The 21,235-nt window shown below is 59.2% G+C and carries 20 protein-coding genes; 9 read left to right on the top strand and 11 right to left on the bottom strand.

Annotated features, from left to right (window positions below):
- Positions 1-67 precede the first annotated feature (67 nt).
- The 3 genes from hcnA to hcnC are packed head-to-tail and all read left to right on the top strand — an operon-like array spanning position 68 to position 3,040.
- A complete protein-coding gene (gene hcnA / locus ACIP66_RS09535; protein WP_400647408.1) occupies positions 68-382 on the top strand; it encodes a cyanide-forming glycine dehydrogenase subunit HcnA in 315 nt (104 codons plus the stop codon).
- Positions 379-1,788, top strand: coding sequence for a cyanide-forming glycine dehydrogenase subunit HcnB (gene hcnB / locus ACIP66_RS09530; protein WP_400647405.1), 1,410 nt, complete (start codon positions 379-381; stop codon positions 1,786-1,788). Before hcnA ends, hcnB begins: the two co-directional genes overlap by 4 nt.
- Entirely contained in the window at positions 1,781-3,040 is a 1,260-nt protein-coding gene (gene hcnC, locus ACIP66_RS09525; protein ID WP_400647402.1) for a cyanide-forming glycine dehydrogenase subunit HcnC, read from the top strand. The genes hcnB and hcnC overlap by 8 nt, the downstream gene beginning before the upstream one ends.
- Before the next feature lie 135 nt (positions 3,041-3,175).
- Here the strand turns inward: hcnC and ACIP66_RS09520 are convergent, their stop codons facing one another.
- Entirely contained in the window at positions 3,176-4,984 is a 1,809-nt protein-coding gene (locus tag ACIP66_RS09520) for a monovalent cation:proton antiporter-2 (CPA2) family protein (protein WP_400647399.1), read from the bottom strand.
- 285 nt (positions 4,985-5,269) lie between these two features.
- On the opposite strand from ACIP66_RS09520, the gene ACIP66_RS09515 reads away from it, so the two are divergent.
- Positions 5,270-6,184: a LysR family transcriptional regulator gene (locus ACIP66_RS09515; RefSeq protein WP_212544650.1), complete on the top strand. Its 915-nt coding sequence runs from the start codon at positions 5,270-5,272 to the stop codon at positions 6,182-6,184.
- On the opposite strand, the gene ACIP66_RS09510 is transcribed toward ACIP66_RS09515, so the two are convergent.
- Both ACIP66_RS09510 and ACIP66_RS09505 read right to left on the bottom strand, forming a co-directional pair.
- Complete coding sequence (locus ACIP66_RS09510; protein ID WP_212544649.1) at positions 6,174-6,941, bottom strand: substrate-binding domain-containing protein; 768 nt, start codon at positions 6,939-6,941, stop codon at positions 6,174-6,176. The two genes, ACIP66_RS09515 and ACIP66_RS09510, sit on opposite strands and share 11 nt — an antisense overlap.
- 12 nt (positions 6,942-6,953) lie before the next feature.
- Positions 6,954-8,246: an MFS transporter gene (locus tag ACIP66_RS09505; protein WP_053121470.1), complete on the bottom strand. Its 1,293-nt coding sequence runs from the start codon at positions 8,244-8,246 to the stop codon at positions 6,954-6,956.
- Between the two features lie 424 nt (positions 8,247-8,670).
- Here ACIP66_RS09505 and ACIP66_RS09500 point away from each other — a divergent pair, with 424 nt between their 5' ends.
- On the top strand, positions 8,671-8,976 hold the full coding sequence (locus ACIP66_RS09500; protein WP_053121466.1) for an RcnB family protein: 306 nt from the start codon (positions 8,671-8,673) through the stop codon (positions 8,974-8,976).
- Between the two features lie 8 nt (positions 8,977-8,984).
- Here ACIP66_RS09500 and ACIP66_RS09495 read toward each other — a convergent pair whose 3' ends face one another.
- On the bottom strand, positions 8,985-10,064 hold the full coding sequence (locus ACIP66_RS09495; RefSeq protein ID WP_400647394.1) for a diguanylate cyclase domain-containing protein: 1,080 nt from the start codon (positions 10,062-10,064) through the stop codon (positions 8,985-8,987).
- A gap of 163 nt (positions 10,065-10,227) precedes the next feature.
- Between ACIP66_RS09495 and ACIP66_RS09490 the strand changes: the two genes are divergently transcribed.
- Positions 10,228-10,566 (top strand): FKBP-type peptidyl-prolyl cis-trans isomerase, encoded by a 339-nt coding sequence (locus ACIP66_RS09490; RefSeq protein WP_400647391.1) that lies wholly within the window; start codon positions 10,228-10,230, stop codon positions 10,564-10,566.
- 176 nt (positions 10,567-10,742) lie between these two features.
- On the opposite strand, the gene ACIP66_RS09485 is transcribed toward ACIP66_RS09490, so the two are convergent.
- From ACIP66_RS09485 to ACIP66_RS09475, 3 genes are all read right to left on the bottom strand, one after another.
- A complete protein-coding gene (locus ACIP66_RS09485) occupies positions 10,743-11,054 on the bottom strand; it encodes a helix-turn-helix domain-containing protein (protein ID WP_282356559.1) in 312 nt (103 codons plus the stop codon).
- A gap of 202 nt (positions 11,055-11,256) precedes the next feature.
- Positions 11,257-11,634, bottom strand: coding sequence for a DUF6124 family protein (locus ACIP66_RS09480; RefSeq protein WP_282356558.1), 378 nt, complete (start codon positions 11,632-11,634; stop codon positions 11,257-11,259).
- A gap of 434 nt (positions 11,635-12,068) precedes the next feature.
- Positions 12,069-13,172: a cytochrome P450 gene (locus ACIP66_RS09475; protein ID WP_400647388.1), complete on the bottom strand. Its 1,104-nt coding sequence runs from the start codon at positions 13,170-13,172 to the stop codon at positions 12,069-12,071.
- A gap of 78 nt (positions 13,173-13,250) precedes the next feature.
- Between ACIP66_RS09475 and ACIP66_RS09470 the strand changes: the two genes are divergently transcribed.
- From ACIP66_RS09470 to ACIP66_RS09460, 3 genes are all read left to right on the top strand, one after another.
- Positions 13,251-14,012: an ArsR/SmtB family transcription factor gene (locus ACIP66_RS09470; protein ID WP_400647385.1), complete on the top strand. Its 762-nt coding sequence runs from the start codon at positions 13,251-13,253 to the stop codon at positions 14,010-14,012.
- A 142-nt stretch (positions 14,013-14,154) separates the two neighbouring features.
- Positions 14,155-15,375 (top strand): putative DNA modification/repair radical SAM protein, encoded by a 1,221-nt coding sequence (locus ACIP66_RS09465; RefSeq protein WP_212551534.1) that lies wholly within the window; start codon positions 14,155-14,157, stop codon positions 15,373-15,375.
- Entirely contained in the window at positions 15,372-16,193 is an 822-nt protein-coding gene (locus ACIP66_RS09460; protein WP_400647382.1) for a TIGR03915 family putative DNA repair protein, read from the top strand. The genes ACIP66_RS09465 and ACIP66_RS09460 overlap by 4 nt, the downstream gene beginning before the upstream one ends.
- A gap of 127 nt (positions 16,194-16,320) precedes the next feature.
- Here the strand turns inward: ACIP66_RS09460 and ACIP66_RS09455 are convergent, their stop codons facing one another.
- The 4 genes from ACIP66_RS09455 to ACIP66_RS09440 all read right to left on the bottom strand — a co-directional run bounded on the left by ACIP66_RS09455 (position 16,321) and on the right by ACIP66_RS09440 (position 21,227).
- Positions 16,321-17,340 (bottom strand): branched-chain amino acid aminotransferase, encoded by a 1,020-nt coding sequence (locus tag ACIP66_RS09455; protein ID WP_053121443.1) that lies wholly within the window; start codon positions 17,338-17,340, stop codon positions 16,321-16,323.
- A gap of 214 nt (positions 17,341-17,554) precedes the next feature.
- On the bottom strand, positions 17,555-18,928 hold the full coding sequence (gene lpdA, locus ACIP66_RS09450) for a dihydrolipoyl dehydrogenase (RefSeq protein WP_400647380.1): 1,374 nt from the start codon (positions 18,926-18,928) through the stop codon (positions 17,555-17,557).
- Positions 18,929-18,935: 7 nt separating this feature from the next.
- On the bottom strand, positions 18,936-20,207 hold the full coding sequence (locus ACIP66_RS09445) for a dihydrolipoamide acetyltransferase family protein (RefSeq protein WP_400647377.1): 1,272 nt from the start codon (positions 20,205-20,207) through the stop codon (positions 18,936-18,938).
- Positions 20,208-21,227, bottom strand: a complete 1,020-nt coding sequence (locus ACIP66_RS09440) for an alpha-ketoacid dehydrogenase subunit beta (protein ID WP_400647497.1) — start codon at positions 21,225-21,227, stop codon at positions 20,208-20,210.
- Positions 21,228-21,235 lie beyond the last annotated feature (8 nt).

The following is a 21,235-nucleotide window of genomic DNA, read 5'->3' as shown; positions in this document are numbered from 1 at the left end:
TCGACACGCTGTAGTACAGCAAGGAGCGGACGCACAACTCCCCTGAACTTTTCACGGATGAATTGCAATGCACTGCCTAGTAAGAACCTTCGATATCCAGCCCTTGGCGCAGGCGGATATGACTGTCCATATCAACGGCCAGGCGGTCGATGCCGCCATCGGCGAAACCGTCCTCAGCGTCATTCAAGCCCTCGGCATGCGCCAGATCGCACGCAACGACCATGAGCAGATCAGCGGTGCCTACTGCGGCATGGGCGTGTGCCAGTGCTGTCTGGTGAAAATCGATGGCCGGCATAAGCGCCGCGCCTGCCAGACGGTGGTGCGCGACGGCATGCAAATTGAAACTCAAGCCAACCGCATCACTGCGCAGGAGGTCGTATGAACCTGCATCCGGTGATTGTTGGCGGTGGGCCGGCGGGCATGGCCGCGGCCATTGAACTGGCTCGCCACGGCGTGCGTTGCACGGTGCTGGAAGAGGCTTCGCGTCTGGGCGGTGTGGTCTATCGCGGGCCATTGCGCGACGGCGTGCAACTGGATTACCTAGGGCCGCAGTACGCGGAAGCGCTGGGCAAATTGCACGGTGAATTTCAGCAGCATGCCGGGTTGATCGACGTTCGTCTCAACCACCGCGTGGTCGGCGCTGAGGGTACACGAGCATTGGTAGTGCTTGATGGCGACGAACAGTTGCACGAAATCCAATACCCACAATTGTTGCTCGCGGCCGGTTGCCACGAACGCAGCGTGCCGTTTCCTGGCTGGACGCTACCGGGCGTGATCATGCTCGGCGGCCTGCAGTTGCAGATTAAAAGTGGCGTGGTCAAACCCCAAAGCCCCGTGATCATTGCCGGCACCGGGCCCCTGCTGCCGTTGGTGGCGACGCAACTGCATGCGTCCGGCGTCAAGGTGTCTAGCGTTTATGAGGCCTGTGCGTTCGGCAAGATCGCCCGGGAGAGTCTGGCGCTGCTGAACAAACCACAGCTTTTCCTCGACGGCTTGAGCATGCTGGCCTATCTGAAACTGCATGGCATCCCGATGAACTACGGCTGGGGCGTGGTCGAAGCCCACGGCGAGGGCGGGCTGAAAAGCGTCAGCGTCGCGCCGTACTCGGCCACTTGGGAGCCGGACATGGCCCGCGTCGAGCGTTTTGAAGCGCAGACATTGGCCGTCGGTTACGGCTTTATCCCGCGTACGCAGCTCAGTCAGCAAATGGGCCTGGATCACGGTTTCAGTGACGACGGTTATCTGCGTGCCCATTCGAATATCTGGCAGCAAAGCAATCAGCCTCACGTGCATCTGGCCGGTGACATGGGCGGGATTCGCGGCGGTGAAGCGGCGATGCTCGCCGGCAAAATTGCCGCCACGTCGATCCTCTTGCAACGCGGCGTCTTCGAAGAGGAACTGGCGCAGATTCGCCGCGACCGCTTTCTGAGCAAACTCAAAGCCATTGTGCGGTTTCGCGCGGCGGTCGATCGCTACACCGAACGCGGGGTTGGCCAAACGGCATTGCCCGCGGCCGACACGGTTATCTGCCGCTGCGAACACGCCACCCGTGCCGATATCGATCTGGCGCTGGAGCAAGGCGTGCAAGACATCGCCAGTCTGAAAATGCGCACCCGCGTGAGCATGGGCGATTGTCAGGGGCGCATGTGCGTCGGCTATTGCAGCGACAGGCTGCGCCAAGCCACCGGGCGCAAGGACGTCGGTTGGCTGCGCCCGCGTTTCCCGATTGATCCGATTCCCTTTTCCGCGTTTCAGTCCGTCGGCACGGAGGCCGTTTCCCATGAGTAAGTTCTACGACGTGATCATCGCCGGTGGTGGCGTGATCGGCGCGTCCTGCGCCTATCAATTATCAAAACGCAAAAATCTTAAAGTCGCGCTGATCGACGCCAAGCGCCCGGGCAACGCCACCCGTGCTTCGGCCGGTGGTTTGTGGGCGATTGGCGAGTCGGTCGGCCTCGGTTGCGGGGTGATCTTTTTTCGCATGATGTCGGCCAACCGCAAGCGCGAAACCCAAGGCGCCGCTGTTGCAGTCGACTCGAGCACGCCGCACATTCTGCCGCCGTCGTTCTTCGACTTCGCCCTGCAATCCAACGCGCTGTACCCGGCGCTGCACCGTGAGTTGAAGGACAACCACGGGATGGATTTCAAGTTCGAAAAAACCGGGTTGAAATTCGTTATCTATGACGACGAGGATCGGTTGTACGCCGAGCACATTGTTGGCTGCATTCCGCATCTGGCCGATCAAGTGCGCTGGCTGGATCGGGCCGAGTTGCGCGCAGCTGAACCGAGCGTCAGTCACGAAGCACGCGGGGCGCTGGAGTTTCTCTGCGACCATCAGGTCAGCCCGTTCCGTCTCGCCGATGCCTACACCGAAGGCGCGCGGCAGAACGGCGTCGATATCTACGTCAACACTAACGTGACCGGCGTGTTGCATCACGGTTCGCGGGTGACCGGCGTGCAAACGGCGGAAGAAGGTGTGTTCCACTGCAAAACCCTGATCAACGCGGGCGGTGCCTGGGCGGCAGATTTGAGCGAGTGGGCGACCGGCATCCGTATTCCGGTAAAACCGGTGAAGGGCCAGATTCTGCTGACCGAACGCCTGCCGAAAATCCTCAACGGCTGCCTGACCACCAGTGATTGCTACGTGGCGCAAAAGGACAACGGTGAAATCCTGATTGGCAGCACCACCGAAGACAAAGGTTTCGACGTCACCACCACCTACCCGGAAATTGCCGGGCTGGTGCAGGGCGCGGTGCGCTGTTTGCCAGAGCTCAAGGATGTGAACCTGAAACGCACGTGGGCGGGATTGCGCCCGGGTTCGCCGGATGAGTTGCCGATTCTAGGGCCGATGCGCGGCGTGCAAGGGTATTTGAATGCCTGCGGGCACTTCCGCACCGGGATTCTGACCTCGGCGATTACCGGCGTATTGCTGGACAAACTGGTCAATGATGAGCCGTTGCCGTTGGACATCACGCCGTTTCTGGCGGATCGCTTTGAAGCCGCGCCGGTCAAGCAAGCCCTGGAACTCGAACTGGCCTGACACAATCCCCCTGTAGGAGCTGCCGAAGGCTGCGATCTTTTGATCTAGATCTTTAAAATCAGAGTCAAAAGATCGCAGCCTTCGGCAGCTCCTACAGGGTTGGGTGATCACATTATTTCGGTATTGAACACGGGCTCAGGGCTTACGCGATTCCTCTTCCAACTGATCCGATTCAAACAGCCGCGCCAGCTCGGCCCTGGCTTCCTGGGCGGTTTGCAGCACCTTGGCCATGTCGTCGTAAACCGCGTGTTGCGCTTCCAGCACCTGTTCGTCGTGATGCTTGAAGCGTTTGATCCGCGCATCGGCCTGCGCTTGCGTCAACCCAAGCCCCACCAACGTGCGCCGGCTCATTTCCAGACTTGAGTAGTACGTTTCACGAATCGCCTCAGCGCCGACATCCACCAAACGGTGAACATGCTGACGGTTACGCGCGCGAGCGATGATTTTCATGTGCGGATACAGCTTGCGCACCACTTCGGCGGTCTTGATGTTGGTCTCCGGATCGTCCGTGGCAATCACGAAATATTCCGCCTCGCCAACCTTCGCCGCGTTGAGAATTTCCGGGCGCATCGGGTCGCCGTAGAACACCGGCACACCGCCGAAGCTGCGCGACAGTTCGATGGTTTCCACCGACGTGTCGAGGGCGACAAATTTGATGTTCTGCGCACGCAAAATCCGCGCGACGATCTGACCCATCCGTCCCATACCAGCGATCACCACGCGCGGGCTGTCGGTATCGATTTCGCGAAATTTCTCCGGCACTTCCACCGGCTGCACTTTCGGGCTGACCATTTTGGCGCAGATCAACAACAGCAGCGGCGTCACCGCCATCGACAGGGTGATGGTCAGTACCAGCAAATCATACAGGCGCGGATCGAACAGGTTCTGATCGCGTCCGATCTTGAACACCACAAAGGCAAACTCACCGCCGGCCGCCAACACGATACCGAGACGAATTGCGCTGACCTTGTTCAGCCCTCCAGCCAAGCGTCCCACGACAAACAACAGCGGCAGTTTCAGACCAATCAACAGCAAAGTCAGCCCGAGCACGGTAATCGGCGCACTGAGCAGCAAACTGAGGTTGGCGCCCATGCCGACGCTGATGAAAAACAGGCCGAGCAGCAAGCCTTTGAACGGTTCGATCTGCGCTTCCAGCTCATGGCGATATTCCGAATCCGCCAACAGCAGGCCGGCGAGAAACGCGCCCAGTGCCATCGACACGCCGACCAGATCCATCAGCCACGCCGTGCCGATCACCACCAGCAATGCGGTGGCGGTCGAGACTTCCGGCAGTCCGGTTTTCGCGACAATACGAAACACCGGGCGCAACAGATAACGGCCGCCGACCACGACCACGGCAATACTGCCCAGCACCTGTAAACCGTGGTTCAGGTCTTGAGCGGCGCTGGTGGTGTGATCGCCGCCGGCCAGCATTGGCACCAGCGCAATCAACGGGATCGCCGCAATGTCCTGAAACAGCAAAATCGCAAACGCCAGCCGACCGTGAGGGCTGGTCAGCTCTTTGCGCTCGGCCAGGCTTTGCAGGCCAAAAGCGGTGGACGACAAGGCCAGACCGAGGCCGAGCACAATTGCGCTGTTGAGCGGTTGGCCGAAGGCGAACAACGCCAATACACCAATCACCGAGGCCGTCAGCAGCACCTGCGCCAGGCCAACGCCGAACACCGATTTACGCATCACCCACAAACGTCGCGGCGACAGCTCAAGGCCAATGATGAACAGCAGCAACACCACGCCCAATTCAGAAATATGGCTGACGCTTTGCGGGTTGCCGATCAGCCCCAGTACGGACGGGCCGATGATCACCCCGGCAAACAGATAACCGAGCACAGCGCCCAATTGCAGACGTTTGGCCAAAGGCACGATAAGCACCGCCGCCAATAGAAAGACGACGATGGCTTGTAACAAATTGCCTTCATGGGGCATGGGTTTACTCCTGACAACGGTACGGCGAATGCGGCAAGGATAAGGGCTGGCCGCGCGACGCACCACAAAACCGAGCATCGCATCCCTTGGACACACCCTGTAGGAGCTGCCGAAGGCTCGGGCCGCGATCGGACGATCTTTTGATCTTTGTTTTGCCTCCAAAAATGAAAGATCAAAAGATCGCAGCCTTCGGCAGCTCCTACAGGGATCTAGATGTGGTCTGTAATAATTTGCATCAATTGGTTACATTTATAACTCCTGCGTATCAATCCCTGCGAGTCCGCCATGGCCATCAACTTCGACCTCAACGACCTGCAAGCCTTTCGCGCGGTGGTCGAGCAGGGCAGTTTTCGCAAGGCCGCCGACACCGTGCGGCTGTCGCAACCAGCCCTGAGCCGGCGCATCGAGAAGCTCGAAGACGCGCTCGGGGTAAAACTGTTCGAACGCACCACGCGCAAAGTCAGCCTCACCCAGGCCGGGCGCGGGTTTCTGCCCAGCGTCGAGCGTTTGCTGGATGATCTGGATGTCGCGCTGCTCGGCATCAGCGAAGTCGCCTCGACCCGATTGGGCCACGTCACCGTCGCCTGCGTGCCGTCTGCCGCGTACTTCTTCATGCCGCGCGTGGTCGCCCGCTATCACCAGCAATTTCCGCGGATCAAGGTCAAAGTCCTCGACTCCAGCGCCCACGATGTCCTTACCGCCGTGGTCAACGGCGAGGCGGATTTCGGTTTGAGTTTTATGGGCACGCAGGATGCCAAAGTCGATTTCGAACCGCTTGTGCAGGAGTGCTACGTGGTCGCTTGTCGCCGCGATCACCCGTTGGCCGGGCGCAGCAGCGTGACGTGGGACGAGTTTTATCAGCAGGATTACATCTCGCTGGACAAGACCTCGGGCAATCGCTTTTTGCTAGATCAAGCGTTGAGCCGGGTGGTGCCGCAGCGTCAAAGTATCTGCGAAACCCTGCATGTGACGACGATGATCGGTTTGGTGGAGGCCGGGTTGGGCGTGGCGGCGGTGCCGTTGATGGCGATGCCGGGGCCGGATCATCCGATTCTGACGCGGGTGCCGCTGACCGATCCGCAGGTGATGCGCAGCGTCGGCATCATCAAGCGCCGGGATCGTACGTTGACCCCGGCAGCATTGGAACTGGAGCGGCTGGTGGTGGAAATGAAAGTCGTGTCGCCGACCGTCAGCGCTTGACCGAATCCAGCCCGGTCGCTTGCACGTCAGCCTGGGCGGCGGGCGCGGCGAGATAAGCGAGCAAGGCTTTCGCTTCGGCTGGATGCTCAGCGTTCACCGGAATCCCGGCAGCAAAACGCGTCACCGATTGCACCGATTCCGGAATCTTCGCGACAAAACTCACCCCCGGCACCGGCAGCAATTCGCTGACTTGCTGAAAGCCCAGTTGATAGTCGCCAGTGGCAACCACCGAGCCCACCGGGACTTTCGGGATCATCTTCGCTTTCGGTTTCAGTTGATCTTCGATGCCGAGTTTCTTGAACAATTGCTGCTCGATGTACACGCCGCTGGCGCTGTCGGAGTAAGCCACCGACTGTGCGTCGAGCAGGGTTTTCTTAAGAGCGTCGACGTTGCTGATGTCCGGTTTCGCCGCGCCTTCGCGTACCACCAGGCCGATCCGCGAGTCTGCCAGTTCAACGCGGGAAGCCGGGTCGACCTTGCCTTGTTTGATCAAGTCATCGAGGGCATAGCCGACCATGATCACCACGTCGGCGTGTTCACCGCGCGCGAGGCGATTGGGGATTGCTTCCGGCGCCTTGCCCATCGACGGGCCGAGTTGGGTGTCGAGGGTGTTGCCGGTGGCAGCAGCGAATTTCGGGCCGAGGATTTTGTAGGCAGCGGTGAAGCCTCCCGACGTCATCACGTTCAGTTGTTCGGCATGTGCCAGAGCGCTGAACGCGAAGAGGGCGAGGGCGGTGAGGTTGAAGAGTTTTTTCATGGTCATTATTCCTTATGCGGCAACCGGTTGCAGACGGCCGCCCGCGCGGCGATAGAGGTACAGCGTCGCGCACAATGCGCACAGCGCGCCGATGCTCATCCAGTAACCCGGCGCGGCTTTGTCGCCGGTGTACTGAATCAGGAAGGTCGACATGGCCGGGGTGAAACCGCCGAAAATTGCGGTCGCCAGGCTATACGCCAGAGAGAAACCGGCCACACGCACTTCGACCGGCATGATCTCGGTCAGCGCCGGAATCATCGCGCCGTTGTACATGCCGTAGATAAACGACAGCCACAACAGCGACAGCAACATGTGGCTGAAGCTTGGCGCCTGCACCAGATACGACAGCGCCGGATAAGTCGTGGCCAGTGCCAGCAGCGACATCGCGATCAGCACCGGGCGACGGCCGATGCGATCCGACAACATGCCGCCGATTGGCAGCCAGAAAAAGTTCGAAACGCCGACCAGCAAAGTCACCAGCAGCGCATCCGAGGTACTCAGGTGCAGCACGGTTTTGCCGAACGTCGGCGCATAAACGGTGATCAGGTAAAACGCGGTGGTGGTCAGGGCGACCATCAACATCCCGCCGAGCACCACCACCCAATTCTGGCCAAGAGTGCGGAACACTTCGCCCATTTTTGGACGGTGTTTGCGCGCGGCAAACTCTTCGGTTTCCGCCAGATTACGACGCAACAGAAAGATGAATGGCACGATCATGCAACCGACGAAAAACGGAATGCGCCAGCCCCAATCGGCAATCACGTCCGGCGCCATCCACGCGTTCAGCGCGAAGCCCAACGCGGCGGCAACGATGATCGCCACTTGCTGACTGGCCGACTGCCACGCGGTGAAAAAGCCCTTGCGGCCCGGCGTGGCGATCTCGGACAAGTACACCGAAACCCCGCCCAATTCCGCACCGGCGGAGAAGCCTTGTAACAGACGCCCGATCAGCACCAGCGCCGGCGCAAACAGGCCGATGGTTTCGTATCCGGGCACCAACACAATCAATATCGTGCCGCTGGCCATGATCGACAACGTGACGATCAAACCCTTACGGCGACCGACGTCATCGATGTACGCACCGAGCACGATTGCCCCCAGCGGACGCATCAAAAAGCCTGCGCCGAACACCGCGAAGGTCATCATCAGGGACGCGAATTCACTGCTCGCCGGGAAGAACACCGACGCGATTTGTGTGGCATAGAAGCCGAACAGAAAGAAGTCGAACTGTTCGAGGAAGTTGCCCGAGGTCACCCGGAAAATGGCGCCGGCCCGCGAGCCGCCGTGAGGGATTGTGGCTGTCATAGCAAAGTACTCCACCGCTTTTATGACGTGCGCCACGGAGAGTCTGCGCACGGATGTTATTGGGGCGGATGGTGGCGCAGGTGTAACAATATGTTAATTGCATTGTTGGCATGCATTGATGTGTAAAGCGGATCAATGCATCAGCGAACGCTTTTGTAGGAGCCGAGCTTGCTCGCGAAAGCGGTAGATCAGTTGATGAAGAGGTTGGCCGTGCCGACGCCTTCGCGAGCAAGCTCGGCTCCTACAGGTTCTGCGGTGTTCACGAAATTCGTAGACACCTGAAAATCTTGTAGGAGCAGAGCTTGCTCGCGATGGCGGCGTGACTGGCGACTACAATTTCCCGGCCAGCCATAGCAAAAACACGGAATGATTCCCGCGCCCCGCAGTCGGAGTTCAGGTATCACACATCAATAGAGGTTCACCGATGAACAGCAAAACCCTAATCGCCAGCCTGGCCCTCGTCGCCGGCATTGCCGGGATCAGTCCACTTGTTCAAGCGGCGCAAACCTCAAGCGATCCCTCCGTTCAATCCCCGGTTAGCGACCGCGAATTGAAGGTCAACGACCGCGCCCCGGATATCTATCAACGCAGCGAAAAAGCCATCGACTGGAAAGCCAAAGGCCTGAAAAAACCGGTTGAGCAGGCGCAATGGGTGCAGATCAATGATCAGTACGTCATGGTGATGATTACCAACGGGACGATTGTCGAGATGAAACCGGTTCCGCGTTAAGTTGAGATTCAAAAGCCCTGCGCATGCACTCGCGCAGGGCTTTCCCCGCCCAACCGATACTGATTATTCCCACTGCGCTTAGCCTCATACATCGCCAGATCGGCAATGTGCAGCAGCCGATCCATCGCCGTCGCATGATCCGGAAACACCGCCACCCCAAGGCTGGTGCCGATGTGGCGCTGGTCGTTGCCGATGCTGATCGGTGGCGACAGTTCGATGAAAATTTTCTGACAGATGCTGCGGGCTTCGTCCTGCAGGTTGAGGCTCGGTGACAGGCCCTGCAGGATGACCACGAATTCGTCACCGCCAATCCGCGCGACGGTGTCGGTGCTGCGCAGGATGCGTTTCAGGCGGGTGGCGGTGGTGATCAAAACGCGGTCGCCGGCGGCATGGCCGTAGTGGTCGTTGATGTTTTTGAAACCGTTGAGGTCGACGAACACCAGCGCGACGCGGGTTTCGGTTTGTCGCGCCTGATCCAGTGCTTCGGACAGCCGTTGCTCCAGCACCAGACGATTGGGCAAACCGGTCAGCGGATCGAAGTGGGCGAGGTGCTGGAGGTAGCTGGCCGAGGCCTTTTCTTCAGTGATGTCGCGCACCACGCCCATCATTTTGATCACCGCATCATGGTCGTTGCGCACTACGTTGCCGGTCTCGCGCAGCCAGCGAATCGTGCCGTCGGGCCAGACCACGCGGTATTCCTCGTCATGGTTTTCCCCGGTTTCCAGGCAACGCAACTCACCTTCGCGCACCCGCACGCGGTCATCCGGGTGTACGCAGGAGCAGAAGAGGGCGTAGGACGGGGTGATGTCACCGATCTTGAAACCGAACATGCCGTAGATGGCGTCTGACCAGTAAAGGCGATCGGTATCGACCTCCCAATCCCAGGTGCCAATGCGCGCGAAATATTGGCTGCGTTTAAAGCGCTCGGCATCGCCGTCTTGATGAATGTTCTGGCCATCGGCTGCGCGGGTCAGCAGCTCTCGGTAATCGGCGAGTTGCCGACGCAATTCACGTTCACGCCAGATCAGCACGGCAATCACGGCCAGCAAAATCACGCCAACGGCGAGGCCGATCCAGAGCTGGGTCATTGGGGCGCTGCCGGCATGGCGAATCGATCCGTGAAGTAGTGGCGGTTGGCTATCTTAATTCGTCATCACTCGATTCGGATACAGCGTTGATCTGCGTGTTCGGGTTGCCAATAGCCAACAATTCTGGGAAAACGGCGGCCTGCTGAACAATAGAGCGAATGTTATGAATGAAGAACTGCAGGTAATCGATCTTCAGGTAGGCGAGGGCAAAGCCGCAGTCAAAGGCGCGCTGATCACCACCCAATACACAGGCTGGCTGGAAGACGGCAGCGAGTTCGATTCTTCCTACAGCCGTGGCAAACCTTTTCAGTGCGTGATTGGCACCGGTCGTGTGATTAAGGGCTGGGATCAAGGGCTGATGGGGATGCAGGTGGGCGGCAAGCGTAAATTGCTGGTGCCAGCGCATTTGGGTTATGGCGAGCGGACGATGGGCAAGATTCCGCCGAATTCGAATCTGGTGTTTGAGATTGAGTTGTTGGAGGTTTTAACGCGGGAGGATTGAGGTGGGTGGCTTAGGTGTTTTTATTTGAGCCGTGAACACAAGGAATGCGCCTCTATCATCCAGCGAAGCGTTGCCCTCACTGGATGATGTTGAGGTTATCCAAAAAGCCTGCGCATTCTAACTTTGCGGACTTCTAGCGGTGGTTGGGTTGAAGTGCCTTTAGGCGATAGCTGATATCAGGCCCATTGCAGTGGCGGAGCCAAGGGAAAGCAGATATCTACTTCTAATTTCGCAGCGGCGGACAGATTGACCAATGCATCCAGCGAGAACTTGTCGATTTTACCGTTGAGTACATCATTGAGGCGTGGCTGAGTGATGCCCAACCGTTTCGCTGCGTCCTTCTGAGGAAGCTCCCAGGCGCGAATGGTCTCGCAAAGCGTACGCATCAGTTTGGCTCGCCGACGCATATCGGCTGCGTGCTGCGGGGTGTCTTCCAGTGCATCCCAAATACTTGAAAAGCATTGATTGTGGTCTGGATGATCCTTCATGGGTTCATAGCCTGTTTCCTTGGTTTCAGACGGCCTGCTTTTTTGTGGCGAGGGAACTTGCTCCCGCTGGGTTGCGTAGCGACCCTAAAACCATTCGATCCGGGTAATTCAGATACACCGCAGATACCGGTTTTGCGACTGTTTCGCAGCCGAGCGGGACGGTGCGACGATTCGACAAGCTCCCTCGCCACAGTTTTCAGTCTCAGTTTCGGGTGGGCGGTTCGAGGTTGTCGAGGGCGCGGTTGACGGCGAGTTCGCCGAGCATGACGACTTGCTGGATGCCGAGCAGGGTGTTGCGGTAGGGCGTTTCGAGCAGGCCGGCGAAGTCGCTGAGCATGATGCTGGCGGAGGCCATGGATTCGCAGGCGTGGGCTAACAGGGATTCGGTTTCCATGTCCGGCGCGACGATGAACATGGTGCTGGGTTTTCGTTCGGACGGGATGTGCGGTTTGAGGTAATGGTCGAGGGCGCGTTCGGCGGCCTCGTGGAGTTTTCTGGAATTGGGGGCGGAGTAGGGGGAGGTTGGATCTGATTCGGGTATGGCATCTGTTTCTGGTGGATTCGGCGTTACTTTGAACATTGCGGAGGTTTCCAAAGTGATGCTGACACCACCTCGCGACTAAACGAGAGGTGGCAGCTATACGCAGGTTAGTCGACCGGAAAACCCACCCAAACCGGCGCACCCGAAGGCGCCCTGCGCACAGCTACCATTGAGTGAGGTATCGAAATACCTACTGTCTGGAATGTTGTACAGATTGAGTGGATTACCGAGCGACTAAACCCGATCACTGAACATTCAGTGACGCGAACCAAGTTACCGGCAGCCCCCAAACCGCACAAGCCGGCGGATTCTGGCGTAGTTGTAGGCAAAGGCGCAAGGCGCTGTAGCCTTGTGGATGATGCCGAAATGATGCTGCGTTTTTCCGGGGCTTTCGCGAGCAAGCTTTGCTCCTACAGTTGATCGGCGACGCGCAAATCCTTGTAGGAGCCGAGCTTGCTCGCGAAGGCGGCCTATCAGTCACCCACGAAACTGAACATAGGCATCCGCCCATTCAGCGAAGGCCGGTAATGCCAGGCCAGTCGCTCCAGATTCACACCGTGATCGAGGATTTCTCTGACAGTCGCACTGGCAATTTCCATCGCCAGTATTTGCCCGGGACACTGATGCCGTCCGCTGCCAAAACTGAAACTGCGCCGGTTCGGGCGATCCGGCAAAAGCTGCTCAGGATGCTCGTTCAATGCCGGATCCCGATTGGCCGAGGCCAACAACAGCAGAATCACATCCCCAGCCTCAACGCGCACCCCATCAATCTCGCAGGACTGCGCCACAAACCGTCGCGTGTTCTGCACTGACGGATCAAAACGCTGCACTTCCGCCAACACCGCTTCCAACGGCGCCTCACGCAAATTGGGCTGAAGTTTTAGCGCCACCAAAGCATTGCCAATCAACCCGGCAGTGGCTTCATAAGTCTGTGAACACAGCCCGATCAAATTGGCGAACAGCGCATCTTCATCGCCTTCAAACCGCCGCTGAATTTCCGTCAGCAAAGCGCTGTCCGCCTCAGCCAGCAACTCGATGAAATACCCGCGCAACTGCTCAGCCGCCGCATGCGCCGCCGCCAATTGAAGGTCATTGCTCAACGGTGAGAGACAGGCGATGAAATCCGCCGTTAGCTCACTGATCGCCCGGCCCTGCGCCGGGGTAAAACCAAGCAGCGCCGCGACCACGCAAACAGGCCCGCGAAACATGGCTTTATATAAGCCGTCGGCGTCCACGTTTATCAACCGGGCAGCCACCAAGGTGCGAACCTCGGCTTTATTGATCAGCTCAAGCGCAGGCTCGATTGCCGAACGCGGGCAACGCTGACGCTCGCCATCATTCATCCGCATCAACTGGCCGAACACCTTGCCGGCCATGCCATCGGCAATCGCTTTCGGCACGGGTTCCTGTGCGGGACGCACGCGGCAATCGGCATGCGCCAACACCGCGCACACCACACGGGCACTGCTGGCGACCCACAATTTCAGTTCCTGATGAAACACCAAGCCTCCTTGAGCACGCAGCGATGCGTAATAAGGATAGGGATCGGTATGAGTCGCAGCGTTGATCGGATCCATGGTTCGCAGCCTTGTCGTCAGGAAAGTGTTGCGAGTATCGTCAGTCGTCAGCGGCGACGATTCGTCCGGGAGCGAAATATGCACGCAGAACATCAAGACATCGGCGTTTCGCAAGTGGCCGCCGCCATCGCGGAACCGGCGCGTACGAAAATGCTCTGCTCGCTGATGGACGGCCACGCCCGCACCCCTACGGAGCTGGCGGCCATCGCCGAGGTCAGCGCCTCCACGGCCAGTGCGCACCTGGCCAAACTCAAGGATCTCGCGCTGGTGCGTCTGCATGTGCAGGGCCGTCATCGTTATTACAGCCTCGCCGATCAGCGCGTCGCCCAGGCGTTGGAAGCCTTGATGGTGATTGGCCAAAGCGCCGCGCCGACGTTCAAGCCGCACACGCCGGATCGTCTGCAATTCGCCCGGACTTGCTATGACCATATGGCGGGGACGCTGGCGGTGTTGCTGCATGACCGATTTATCGAGGCCGGATGGCTGGTGGAGACCGACGAGCAGGCGTATCGCTTGAGTGACAGTGGCGCGGCGCTGTTTGAAGGTCTGGGTATCGAGGTTCAGGATTTGAGCACGTTGCGCCGCAAGTTTGCTTGTCCTTGTCTGGACTGGAGCATGCGTCGGCCGCATCTGGGTGGCTCGTTAGGGGCGGCGTTGTTGCAAGCGGCGTTGAGGCGTAAGTGGGTGACGCAGGATCTGGACAGTCGGGCGTTGGCGTTGACGGCCGTAGGGCGCAGGGAATTCGGGGCTCGGTTTGGTGTTGAGGTGGCGATTGATAAAGGCCAGATCAAAAGATCGCAGCCTTCGGCAGCTCCTACAGGACGTGTGTACACCCGATGAACCCCGATCCGGAATCTACGTAGGAGCTACGGAACGCTGCGATCTTTTCATCTTCGCTCCAAGCCGACGAGGGGTCGTGCCCAACCTTGTGCCCAAGCTCGCGACGCTATACTGTATATCCAAACAGTAAAGAGCCCGCGCCATGCAAATCATCGACAAGCTGAGCATTCTCGCCGACGCCGCCAAGTACGACGCGTCATGCGCGAGCAGTGGTGCGCCCAAGCGCAGCTCCGAGGGCAAGAGTGGCCTGGGCTCGACCGATGGCATGGGCATTTGCCACAGCTACACGCCGGACGGGCGCTGCGTGTCGTTGTTGAAGATTTTGCTGACCAATTTCTGTCTCTACGATTGCCAATACTGCGTCAATCGCCGTTCCAGTGACGTCCCTCGGGCACGTTTCACGCCGGAAGAAGTGGTGGCGCTGACCATGGATTTCTACCGGCGCAACTGCGTCAGCGGCTTGTTCCTCAGCTCCGGAATCATCCGCTCGGCGGACTACACCATGGAGCAACTGGTGCGCGTCGCGAAGCTGCTGCGCGAAGAACATGAATTTCGCGGTTACATCCACCTTAAAACCATCCCCGAAGCTGATCCTGCGCTAATCGAAGAAGCGGGGCGTTACGCCGATCGTTTGAGCGTCAATATCGAACTGCCCACCGACGCCAGCCTGCAGACGTTGGCGCCGGAGAAGGATATCGGTTCGATCAAGCAGGCCATGAACACCATCTACACCGGTGTGCAAACCGTCCTTAACGAACCCCGTTCAGCGAAGTTCGCACCCGCCGGACAAAGCACGCAAATGATCGTCGGCGCCGATGACACCGACGACAGCACAATTTTGCACAGTGCGCAGTCGCTGTACGGCAACTTCCGTTTGCGCCGCGTTTACTATTCGGCATTCAGCCCGATACCCGACAGCCCGAAAAGCGTGCCACTCGCCGCGCCGCCACTGATGCGTGAACACCGTTTGTACCAAGCCGATTTCCTCCTGCGCAGCTACGGTTACAGCGCTGACGAACTGCTCAAGGGCCCGGGCAATCTGGCCTTGGACATCGATCCGAAACTGGCGTGGGCACTGCAGAATCGTGAAGTGTTCCCGCTGGATCTGAACCGTGCCGAAGCGTCTCTGATCTCACGCATCCCCGGCATCGGCCTGCGCACCACCGAACGCTTGGTCGAGCTGCGTCGTCAGCGCCGAATCCGCTACGAAGACGTCGCGCGCATGCGCTGCGTGCTGGCCAAGGCCAAGCCGTTCATCATCACCAGCGATTACCACCCACAGCAGGCCGAAGTCACCAGCCATTTGCTCTATCAGCAATTGCGCGACCGACCGATGCCGCAACAGATGGGGTTATGGGGATGATCAATCTTGATTGCCACGATCTGTTCGAGACGTGGCGTCAGCAAGCACGTTGGCTGCTGAGCCATGAAATCGATCCAAGTCTGGTGAGTTGGGCGTCGGAAGGGGGGGGAGATCTGTTCGCCAGTGATGATCCAGTTCCAGAGGGTCAGGGGCCGTTTATGGCGAGGATCCCGCGTGCATTGCTCGATACGCTGGAACAAGCGGCGCAATACCGCGGCGATCAACGCTGGAGCCTTTTGTATGAAGTGCTGTGGCGGGTCAGCCATGGCGATCGCACGGCCATGCTTGCCGGAGACAAGCTTGGCAGCGAGCTACAGCGGCGTATCAAACAGGTGCGCCGCGAAGCCCATCACCTGCATGCGTTTGTGCGTTTCATCGAACGCCCGTCAGCCAGCGCTGGCCCGCAATACGTGGCGTGGCACGAACCGGCCCACGACATCCTGCACAGTGCCAGCGAACATTTCATCGGGCGCATGGGTCGCCATCGCTGGCTGATCGCGACGCCGCGTGACGGGGTTTATTACGATGGCGAGCAACTGATTCACCAGCGTCAATGCCCCGTGGAATGGCAGCAACTGGCGCAGAACGTCGATGATCCGCATGGTGATCTGTGGTTGACGTATTACAGCCACATCTTCAATCCGGCGCGGTTGAATCCGAAGGTCATGCAGGGACATTTGCCGGTGCGGTTCTGGAAGAATCTGCCGGAGGGCGAGTTGATTCCTGGACTGATTACGCAGGCGCGGATGGGGAAGCAGCAGAACGGGCAGGCGAGTGGGATCGCCAGTCGTGCCGGGAAAAGGATTGCCTTGAAATAGAAGATCAAAAGATCAGGCGATCATGTAGGAGCTGCCGAAGGCTGCGATCTTTTGATCTTTATCACCACAAAAAAAAGCCCCCACCAATCACTCGGTGGAGGGCTTTTATACATCCCGAGTCGTCAAATCAAACCTTAACGATCCAACCCGCTGGCGCTTCGATGTCGCCGGTCTGTACACCGGTCAGCTCTTTATAAAGCTTCTGGGTCACAGGGCCGACTTCTGTCTCGCTGTGGAACACATGCAGATGATCGTTGTAGCTGATGCCACCGATCGGCGTGATCACTGCCGCTGTACCGCAAGCGCCGGCTTCTTTGAAGTCCGACAGTTTGTCGATCAGCACGTCGCCTTCAACCACTTCCAGGCCCAGACGCGATTTCGCCAGTTCGATCAGCGACAGGCGGGTGATGCCTGGCAGAACCGACGGCGAGTTCGGGGTGATGAACTTGTTGTCGTGGGTGATCCCGAAGAAGTTGGCCGAACCGACTTCTTCGATCTTGGTGTGGGTCATCGGATCCAGGTAGATCGCGTCAGCGAAGTTGGCTTTCTTGGCTTTCGAGCCCGGCATCAGGCTGGCCGCGTAGTTGCCGCCGACTTTGGCTGCGCCGGTGCCTTGTGGAGCGGCGCGGTCGTAGCTGGAAATCTGGAAGTTATGCGGGGTCAGGCCGCCCTTGAAGTAGGCGCCGACCGGGATGCAGAAGATTGAGAAGATGAACTCGGGGGCAGTGCGCACACCGATGTTGTCACCTACGCCGATCACGAACGGGCGCAGGTACAGCGCGCCGCCGGTGCCATAAGGCGGAATGAAGCGCTCGTTGGCACGAACCACTTCCTTACAGGCTTCGATGAACTGCTCGGTATCAACGGTCGGCATTAGCAGACGCGCGCAGCTGCGTTGCATACGCAGGGCGTTCTGATCCGGGCGGAACAGGTTGATCGAGCCGTCCTTGCAACGATAGGCCTTCATGCCTTCGAAGCACTGCTGGCCATAGTGAAGGGCAGTCGAGCCTTCGCTGATGTGCAGCACGTTGTCTTCGGTCAGGGTGCCTTTGTCCCACTCGCCATCGCGAAAGTACGACAGATAGCGCTTGTCGGTCTTGATGTAGTCAAAACCCAGCTTGTCCCAATTGATGCTTTCGTTACCCATGACACCCTCTATCACTGAACAACCGTCGAAACGGTTCAAGGCTTCTGACGTTTTTTGGATGGGCACAACAATACTTCATTCTTGAGCGGTTTCGCAGCCCGGACTATCGGATGACAGACAGATAAATCGCGTTGGCCTCAAGAATTCGCGAGCAGGCTCGCTCCCACAGGGAAACTCATTCCCAATGTGGGAGCGAGCCTGCTCGCGAAGGGGCCTACAGGTGCAACGCATGCCCGAGGGCACGCAACGCCGCTTCCTGCACCGCTTCTCCCAAGGTCGGATGCGCATGGATGGTGCCGCCGATGTCCTCGAGCCGCGCGCCCATTTCCAGGCTTTGCGCAAACGCGGTCGACAGCTCGGATACACCTACGCCCACCGCCTGCCAGCCGACAATCAGATGATTGTCCCGACGAGCGACCACGCGCACGAAGCCGCTTTTCGACTCCAGCGTCATCGCCCGGCCATTCGCCGCGAACGGGAAACTGGAAACGATGCAGTCCAGACCGGCAGCCTTGGCTTCGTCCGGCGTCTTGCCGACCACCACCAATTCCGGATCGGTAAAGCACACCGCAGCAATCGCCGTCGGGCTGAATTCGCGGGTTTTGCCGCTGATCAACTCGGCAACCATTTCGCCCTGCGCCATCGCGCGGTGGGCCAGCATCGGCTCGCCACTCAAATCGCCAATCGCGTATACGTTGCGCATGCTGGTCTGGCAGCGGCTGTCGATCTTGATCGCCGAGCCGTTCATGTCCAAATTTAGCGCTTCAAGGTTCCAGCCTTGGGTATTCGGTTTACGACCGACGGCGACCAGCACCTGATCGGTTTCCAGATTGAGGGTTTCGCCATCAGGATCACGCACCTGCAACGTGCCGTCGAAACCCAGCACGCTGTGTTTCAAGAACAGCTTCACGCCGAGTTGCTTCAGCGCGTCATGCACCGGTTGCGTTAGTTCGGCGTCGTAGGCCGGCAGGATGCGATCCTGCGCCTCGACCACACTGACGTCGGCGCCGAGTTTGCGATAAGCGATGCCCAACTCCAGACCGATGTAACCCCCACCCACAACGACCAGACGTTTCGGCACGGATGTCGGCGCCAGCGCTTCGGTGGAGGAAATGATTGGCCCGCCAATCGGCAGGATCGGCAGATTGACGCTGGTCGAACCGGTGGCCAGCACCAGGTGCTCGCACTGAATGCGCGTGTCGCCGACTTCAACAGTCTTGCCGTCGATGACTTTGGCCCAGCCATTGATGACCTGAACCTTGTTCTTCTTCAGCAACGCCGCAACGCCAGTGGTCAGGCGATCAACGATGCCGTCCTTCCACTCGACACTTTTGCTGATGTCGAGCGTCGGCGCCGAAACGCTGATGCCCAGCGCCGAATGCTGACTGTGATGCCGGGTCTGGTGAAACTGCTCAGCCACATGAATCAACGCTTTCGACGGGATGCAGCCGATGTTCAGGCAGGTGCCGCCCAGCGATTGGCCTTCGACCAGAATCGTCGGAATGCCCAGTTGCCCGGCGCGAATCGCGGTTACATAACCGCCGGGGCCACCGCCGATGATCAGCAGCGTGGTGTTCAGAGATTGCATGCGCGCCTTACTCCACAAACAAAGTGGCAGGTTGTTCGATCAGGCCACGAATGGCCTGGATGAAGAGTGCCGCGTCCATGCCATCGACCACGCGGTGATCGAAGGAGCTGGAGAGGTTCATCATCTTGCGGATCACCACCTGGCCTTTGACGACCATCGGCCGTTCGACGATTTTGTTGACGCCGACGATGGCCACTTCCGGCAGGTTCAACACGGGTGTGCTGACGATGCCGCCCAGCGCACCGAGGCTGGTGAGGGTGATGGTCGAACCGGACAACTCATCGCGACTGGCCTTGCCATTGCGCGCAGCATTGGCCAGACGCGAGATTTCCGTGGCGCTGTCCCACAGGCTGCGCGCTTCGGCGTGACGCACCACCGGCACCATCAGGCCGACATCGCTTTGCGTGGCGACGCCGACATGCACCGCGCCGAGGCGGGTGATGACCTGAGCTTCGTCGTCGTAAAGGGCGTTCATCTGCGGGAAGTCGCGCAGGGCGACGACCAAGGCGCGGACGAGGAATGGCAACAAGGTCAACTTGCCACGGCTGGCGCCATGTTTTTCATTCAAATGCGCGCGAAGTTCTTCAATCGCGGTGACGTCGATTTCTTCAACATAACTGAAGTGCGCGGCGCGCTGAGTAGCGTCCTGCATGCGCTGAGCAATCTTGCGGCGCATGCCGATCACTTGAATCTGTTCTTCGTCATTACGCTGGGCATAAGCAGCGGCAACCGGCGCCGAGGCGTTCGACTGACCTTGCGCCAAGTAGGCTTCAAGGTCTTCGTGCAGCACACGACCGGCCGGGCCGGAACCGCGCACCAGACGCAATTGAATCCCCAGATCCAGCGCATGTTTGCGCACGGCCGGGGAGGCGAGAGGACGTTCGTCTGCTTCGCGAGCAACCATCGGGCCTTGGCAAACCGCAGCCGGACGCGGGGCGGCTGGAGCAGGTTTGCTCTCAACAACGGCCTCAACTTTCGGCGCAACGGGTGTTTCTTTGACGGCAGCAGGCGCGGCGGATTCTTTCAGATTGCCGGCACCTTCAACCTCGATGCTGATCAGCACACTGCCAACCGCCATCACTTCACCCGGCTGACCACCAAGCGCAATCACTTTGCCATGTACCGGCGACGGAATATCGACCATGGCCTTGTCAGTCATCACGTCCGCCAGCAACTGATCTTCAACGACCAGATCGCCAACCTTGACGTGCCACTGCGACAGTTCTACTTCTGCGATGCCTTCGCCGATGTCCGGCATCTTGATAACGTGCGTGCCCATTCAGACCTCCATAACCCGTTTCAACGCCGCGCCCACTCGGGACGGCCCTGGGAAATAAGCCCAATCCTGAGCGTGCGGGTAGGGGGTGTCCCAACCGGTGACGCGTTCGATCGGCGCTTCCAGGTGATGAAAGCAATGCTCTTGCACCAGCGACACCAGTTCGGCGCCGAAACCGCAGGTGCGCGTGGCTTCGTGAACCACCACGCAACGGCCGGTTTTCTTCACCGACTTGACGATGGTTTCCAGATCCAGCGGCCACAGGCTGCGCAGGTCGATGACTTCGGCATCGACACCAGATTCTTCGGCAGCGACTTGCGAGACATACACGGTGGTGCCGTAGGTCAGCACGGTCACGTCCTTGCCCGGACGAGTGATGGCGGCAACGTCCAGCGGCACGGTGTAGTAACCGTCCGGAACCTGCGCTTGCGGGTGTTTCGACCACGGCGTTACCGGGCGGTCGTGATGGCCGTCGAACGGGCCGTTGTACAGGCGTTTCGGCTCAAGGAAGATCACCGGGTCATCGTTTTCGATGGAGGCGATCAGCAAGCCTTTGGCGTCATACGGGTTGGATGGCATCACGGTGCGCAAGCCGCAGACCTGAGTGAACATCGCCTCGATGCTCTGGCTGTGCGTCTGGCCGCCGTAGATGCCGCCGCCGCAGGGCATGCGCAGGGTCATCGGTGCGGTGAACTCGCCAGCCGAGCGATAACGCAGGCGCGCCGCTTCAGAAATGATCTGGTCGGAAGCCGGGTAAACGTAGTCAGCGAACTGAATCTCGGCGACCGGGCGCAAACCGTAGGCGCCCATGCCCACGGCCACGCCGACGATACCGCTTTCAGAAATCGGTGCGTCGAATACACGCGACGCGCCGTACTTGGTTTGCAGGCCTTCGGTGCAACGGAACACGCCGCCGAAGTAGCCGACGTCCTGACCGAACACCACCACGTTGTCATCACGCTCAAGCATCACATCCATGGCCGAGCGCAGGGCCTGGATCATGGTCATGGTGGTCGTGCTCATGGCGGGTT

It is taken from the genome of Pseudomonas sp. NPDC088429, from assembly GCF_044753305.1.
Taxonomy (GTDB): Bacteria; Pseudomonadota; Gammaproteobacteria; order Pseudomonadales; family Pseudomonadaceae; genus Aquipseudomonas; species Aquipseudomonas rustica.
This window is presented reverse-complemented; position numbering and strand designations above follow the sequence as displayed.

What these genes read in the sequence shown, in the direction of transcription:
- hcnA (WP_400647408.1), top strand. Translation starts at nt 68, where the DNA reads ATGCACTGCCTAGTAAGAACCTTCGATATCCAGCCCTTGGCGCAGGCG.
- hcnB (WP_400647405.1), top strand. Translation starts at nt 379, where the DNA reads ATGAACCTGCATCCGGTGATTGTTGGCGGTGGGCCGGCGGGCATGGCC.
- hcnC (WP_400647402.1), top strand. Translation starts at nt 1,781, where the DNA reads ATGAGTAAGTTCTACGACGTGATCATCGCCGGTGGTGGCGTGATCGGC.
- ACIP66_RS09520 (WP_400647399.1), bottom strand. Translation starts at nt 4,984, where the DNA reads ATGCCCCATGAAGGCAATTTGTTACAAGCCATCGTCGTCTTTCTATTG.
- ACIP66_RS09515 (WP_212544650.1), top strand. Translation starts at nt 5,270, where the DNA reads ATGGCCATCAACTTCGACCTCAACGACCTGCAAGCCTTTCGCGCGGTG.
- ACIP66_RS09510 (WP_212544649.1), bottom strand. Translation starts at nt 6,941, where the DNA reads ATGAAAAAACTCTTCAACCTCACCGCCCTCGCCCTCTTCGCGTTCAGC.
- ACIP66_RS09505 (WP_053121470.1), bottom strand. Translation starts at nt 8,246, where the DNA reads ATGACAGCCACAATCCCTCACGGCGGCTCGCGGGCCGGCGCCATTTTC.
- ACIP66_RS09500 (WP_053121466.1), top strand. Translation starts at nt 8,671, where the DNA reads ATGAACAGCAAAACCCTAATCGCCAGCCTGGCCCTCGTCGCCGGCATT.
- ACIP66_RS09495 (WP_400647394.1), bottom strand. Translation starts at nt 10,064, where the DNA reads ATGACCCAGCTCTGGATCGGCCTCGCCGTTGGCGTGATTTTGCTGGCC.
- ACIP66_RS09490 (WP_400647391.1), top strand. Translation starts at nt 10,228, where the DNA reads ATGAATGAAGAACTGCAGGTAATCGATCTTCAGGTAGGCGAGGGCAAA.
- ACIP66_RS09485 (WP_282356559.1), bottom strand. Translation starts at nt 11,054, where the DNA reads ATGAAGGATCATCCAGACCACAATCAATGCTTTTCAAGTATTTGGGAT.
- ACIP66_RS09480 (WP_282356558.1), bottom strand. Translation starts at nt 11,634, where the DNA reads ATGTTCAAAGTAACGCCGAATCCACCAGAAACAGATGCCATACCCGAA.
- ACIP66_RS09475 (WP_400647388.1), bottom strand. Translation starts at nt 13,172, where the DNA reads ATGGATCCGATCAACGCTGCGACTCATACCGATCCCTATCCTTATTAC.
- ACIP66_RS09470 (WP_400647385.1), top strand. Translation starts at nt 13,251, where the DNA reads ATGCACGCAGAACATCAAGACATCGGCGTTTCGCAAGTGGCCGCCGCC.
- ACIP66_RS09465 (WP_212551534.1), top strand. Translation starts at nt 14,155, where the DNA reads ATGCAAATCATCGACAAGCTGAGCATTCTCGCCGACGCCGCCAAGTAC.
- ACIP66_RS09460 (WP_400647382.1), top strand. Translation starts at nt 15,372, where the DNA reads ATGATCAATCTTGATTGCCACGATCTGTTCGAGACGTGGCGTCAGCAA.
- ACIP66_RS09455 (WP_053121443.1), bottom strand. Translation starts at nt 17,340, where the DNA reads ATGGGTAACGAAAGCATCAATTGGGACAAGCTGGGTTTTGACTACATC.
- lpdA (WP_400647380.1), bottom strand. Translation starts at nt 18,928, where the DNA reads ATGCAATCTCTGAACACCACGCTGCTGATCATCGGCGGTGGCCCCGGC.
- ACIP66_RS09445 (WP_400647377.1), bottom strand. Translation starts at nt 20,207, where the DNA reads ATGGGCACGCACGTTATCAAGATGCCGGACATCGGCGAAGGCATCGCA.
- ACIP66_RS09440 (WP_400647497.1), bottom strand. Translation starts at nt 21,227, where the DNA reads ATGAGCACGACCACCATGACCATGATCCAGGCCCTGCGCTCGGCCATG.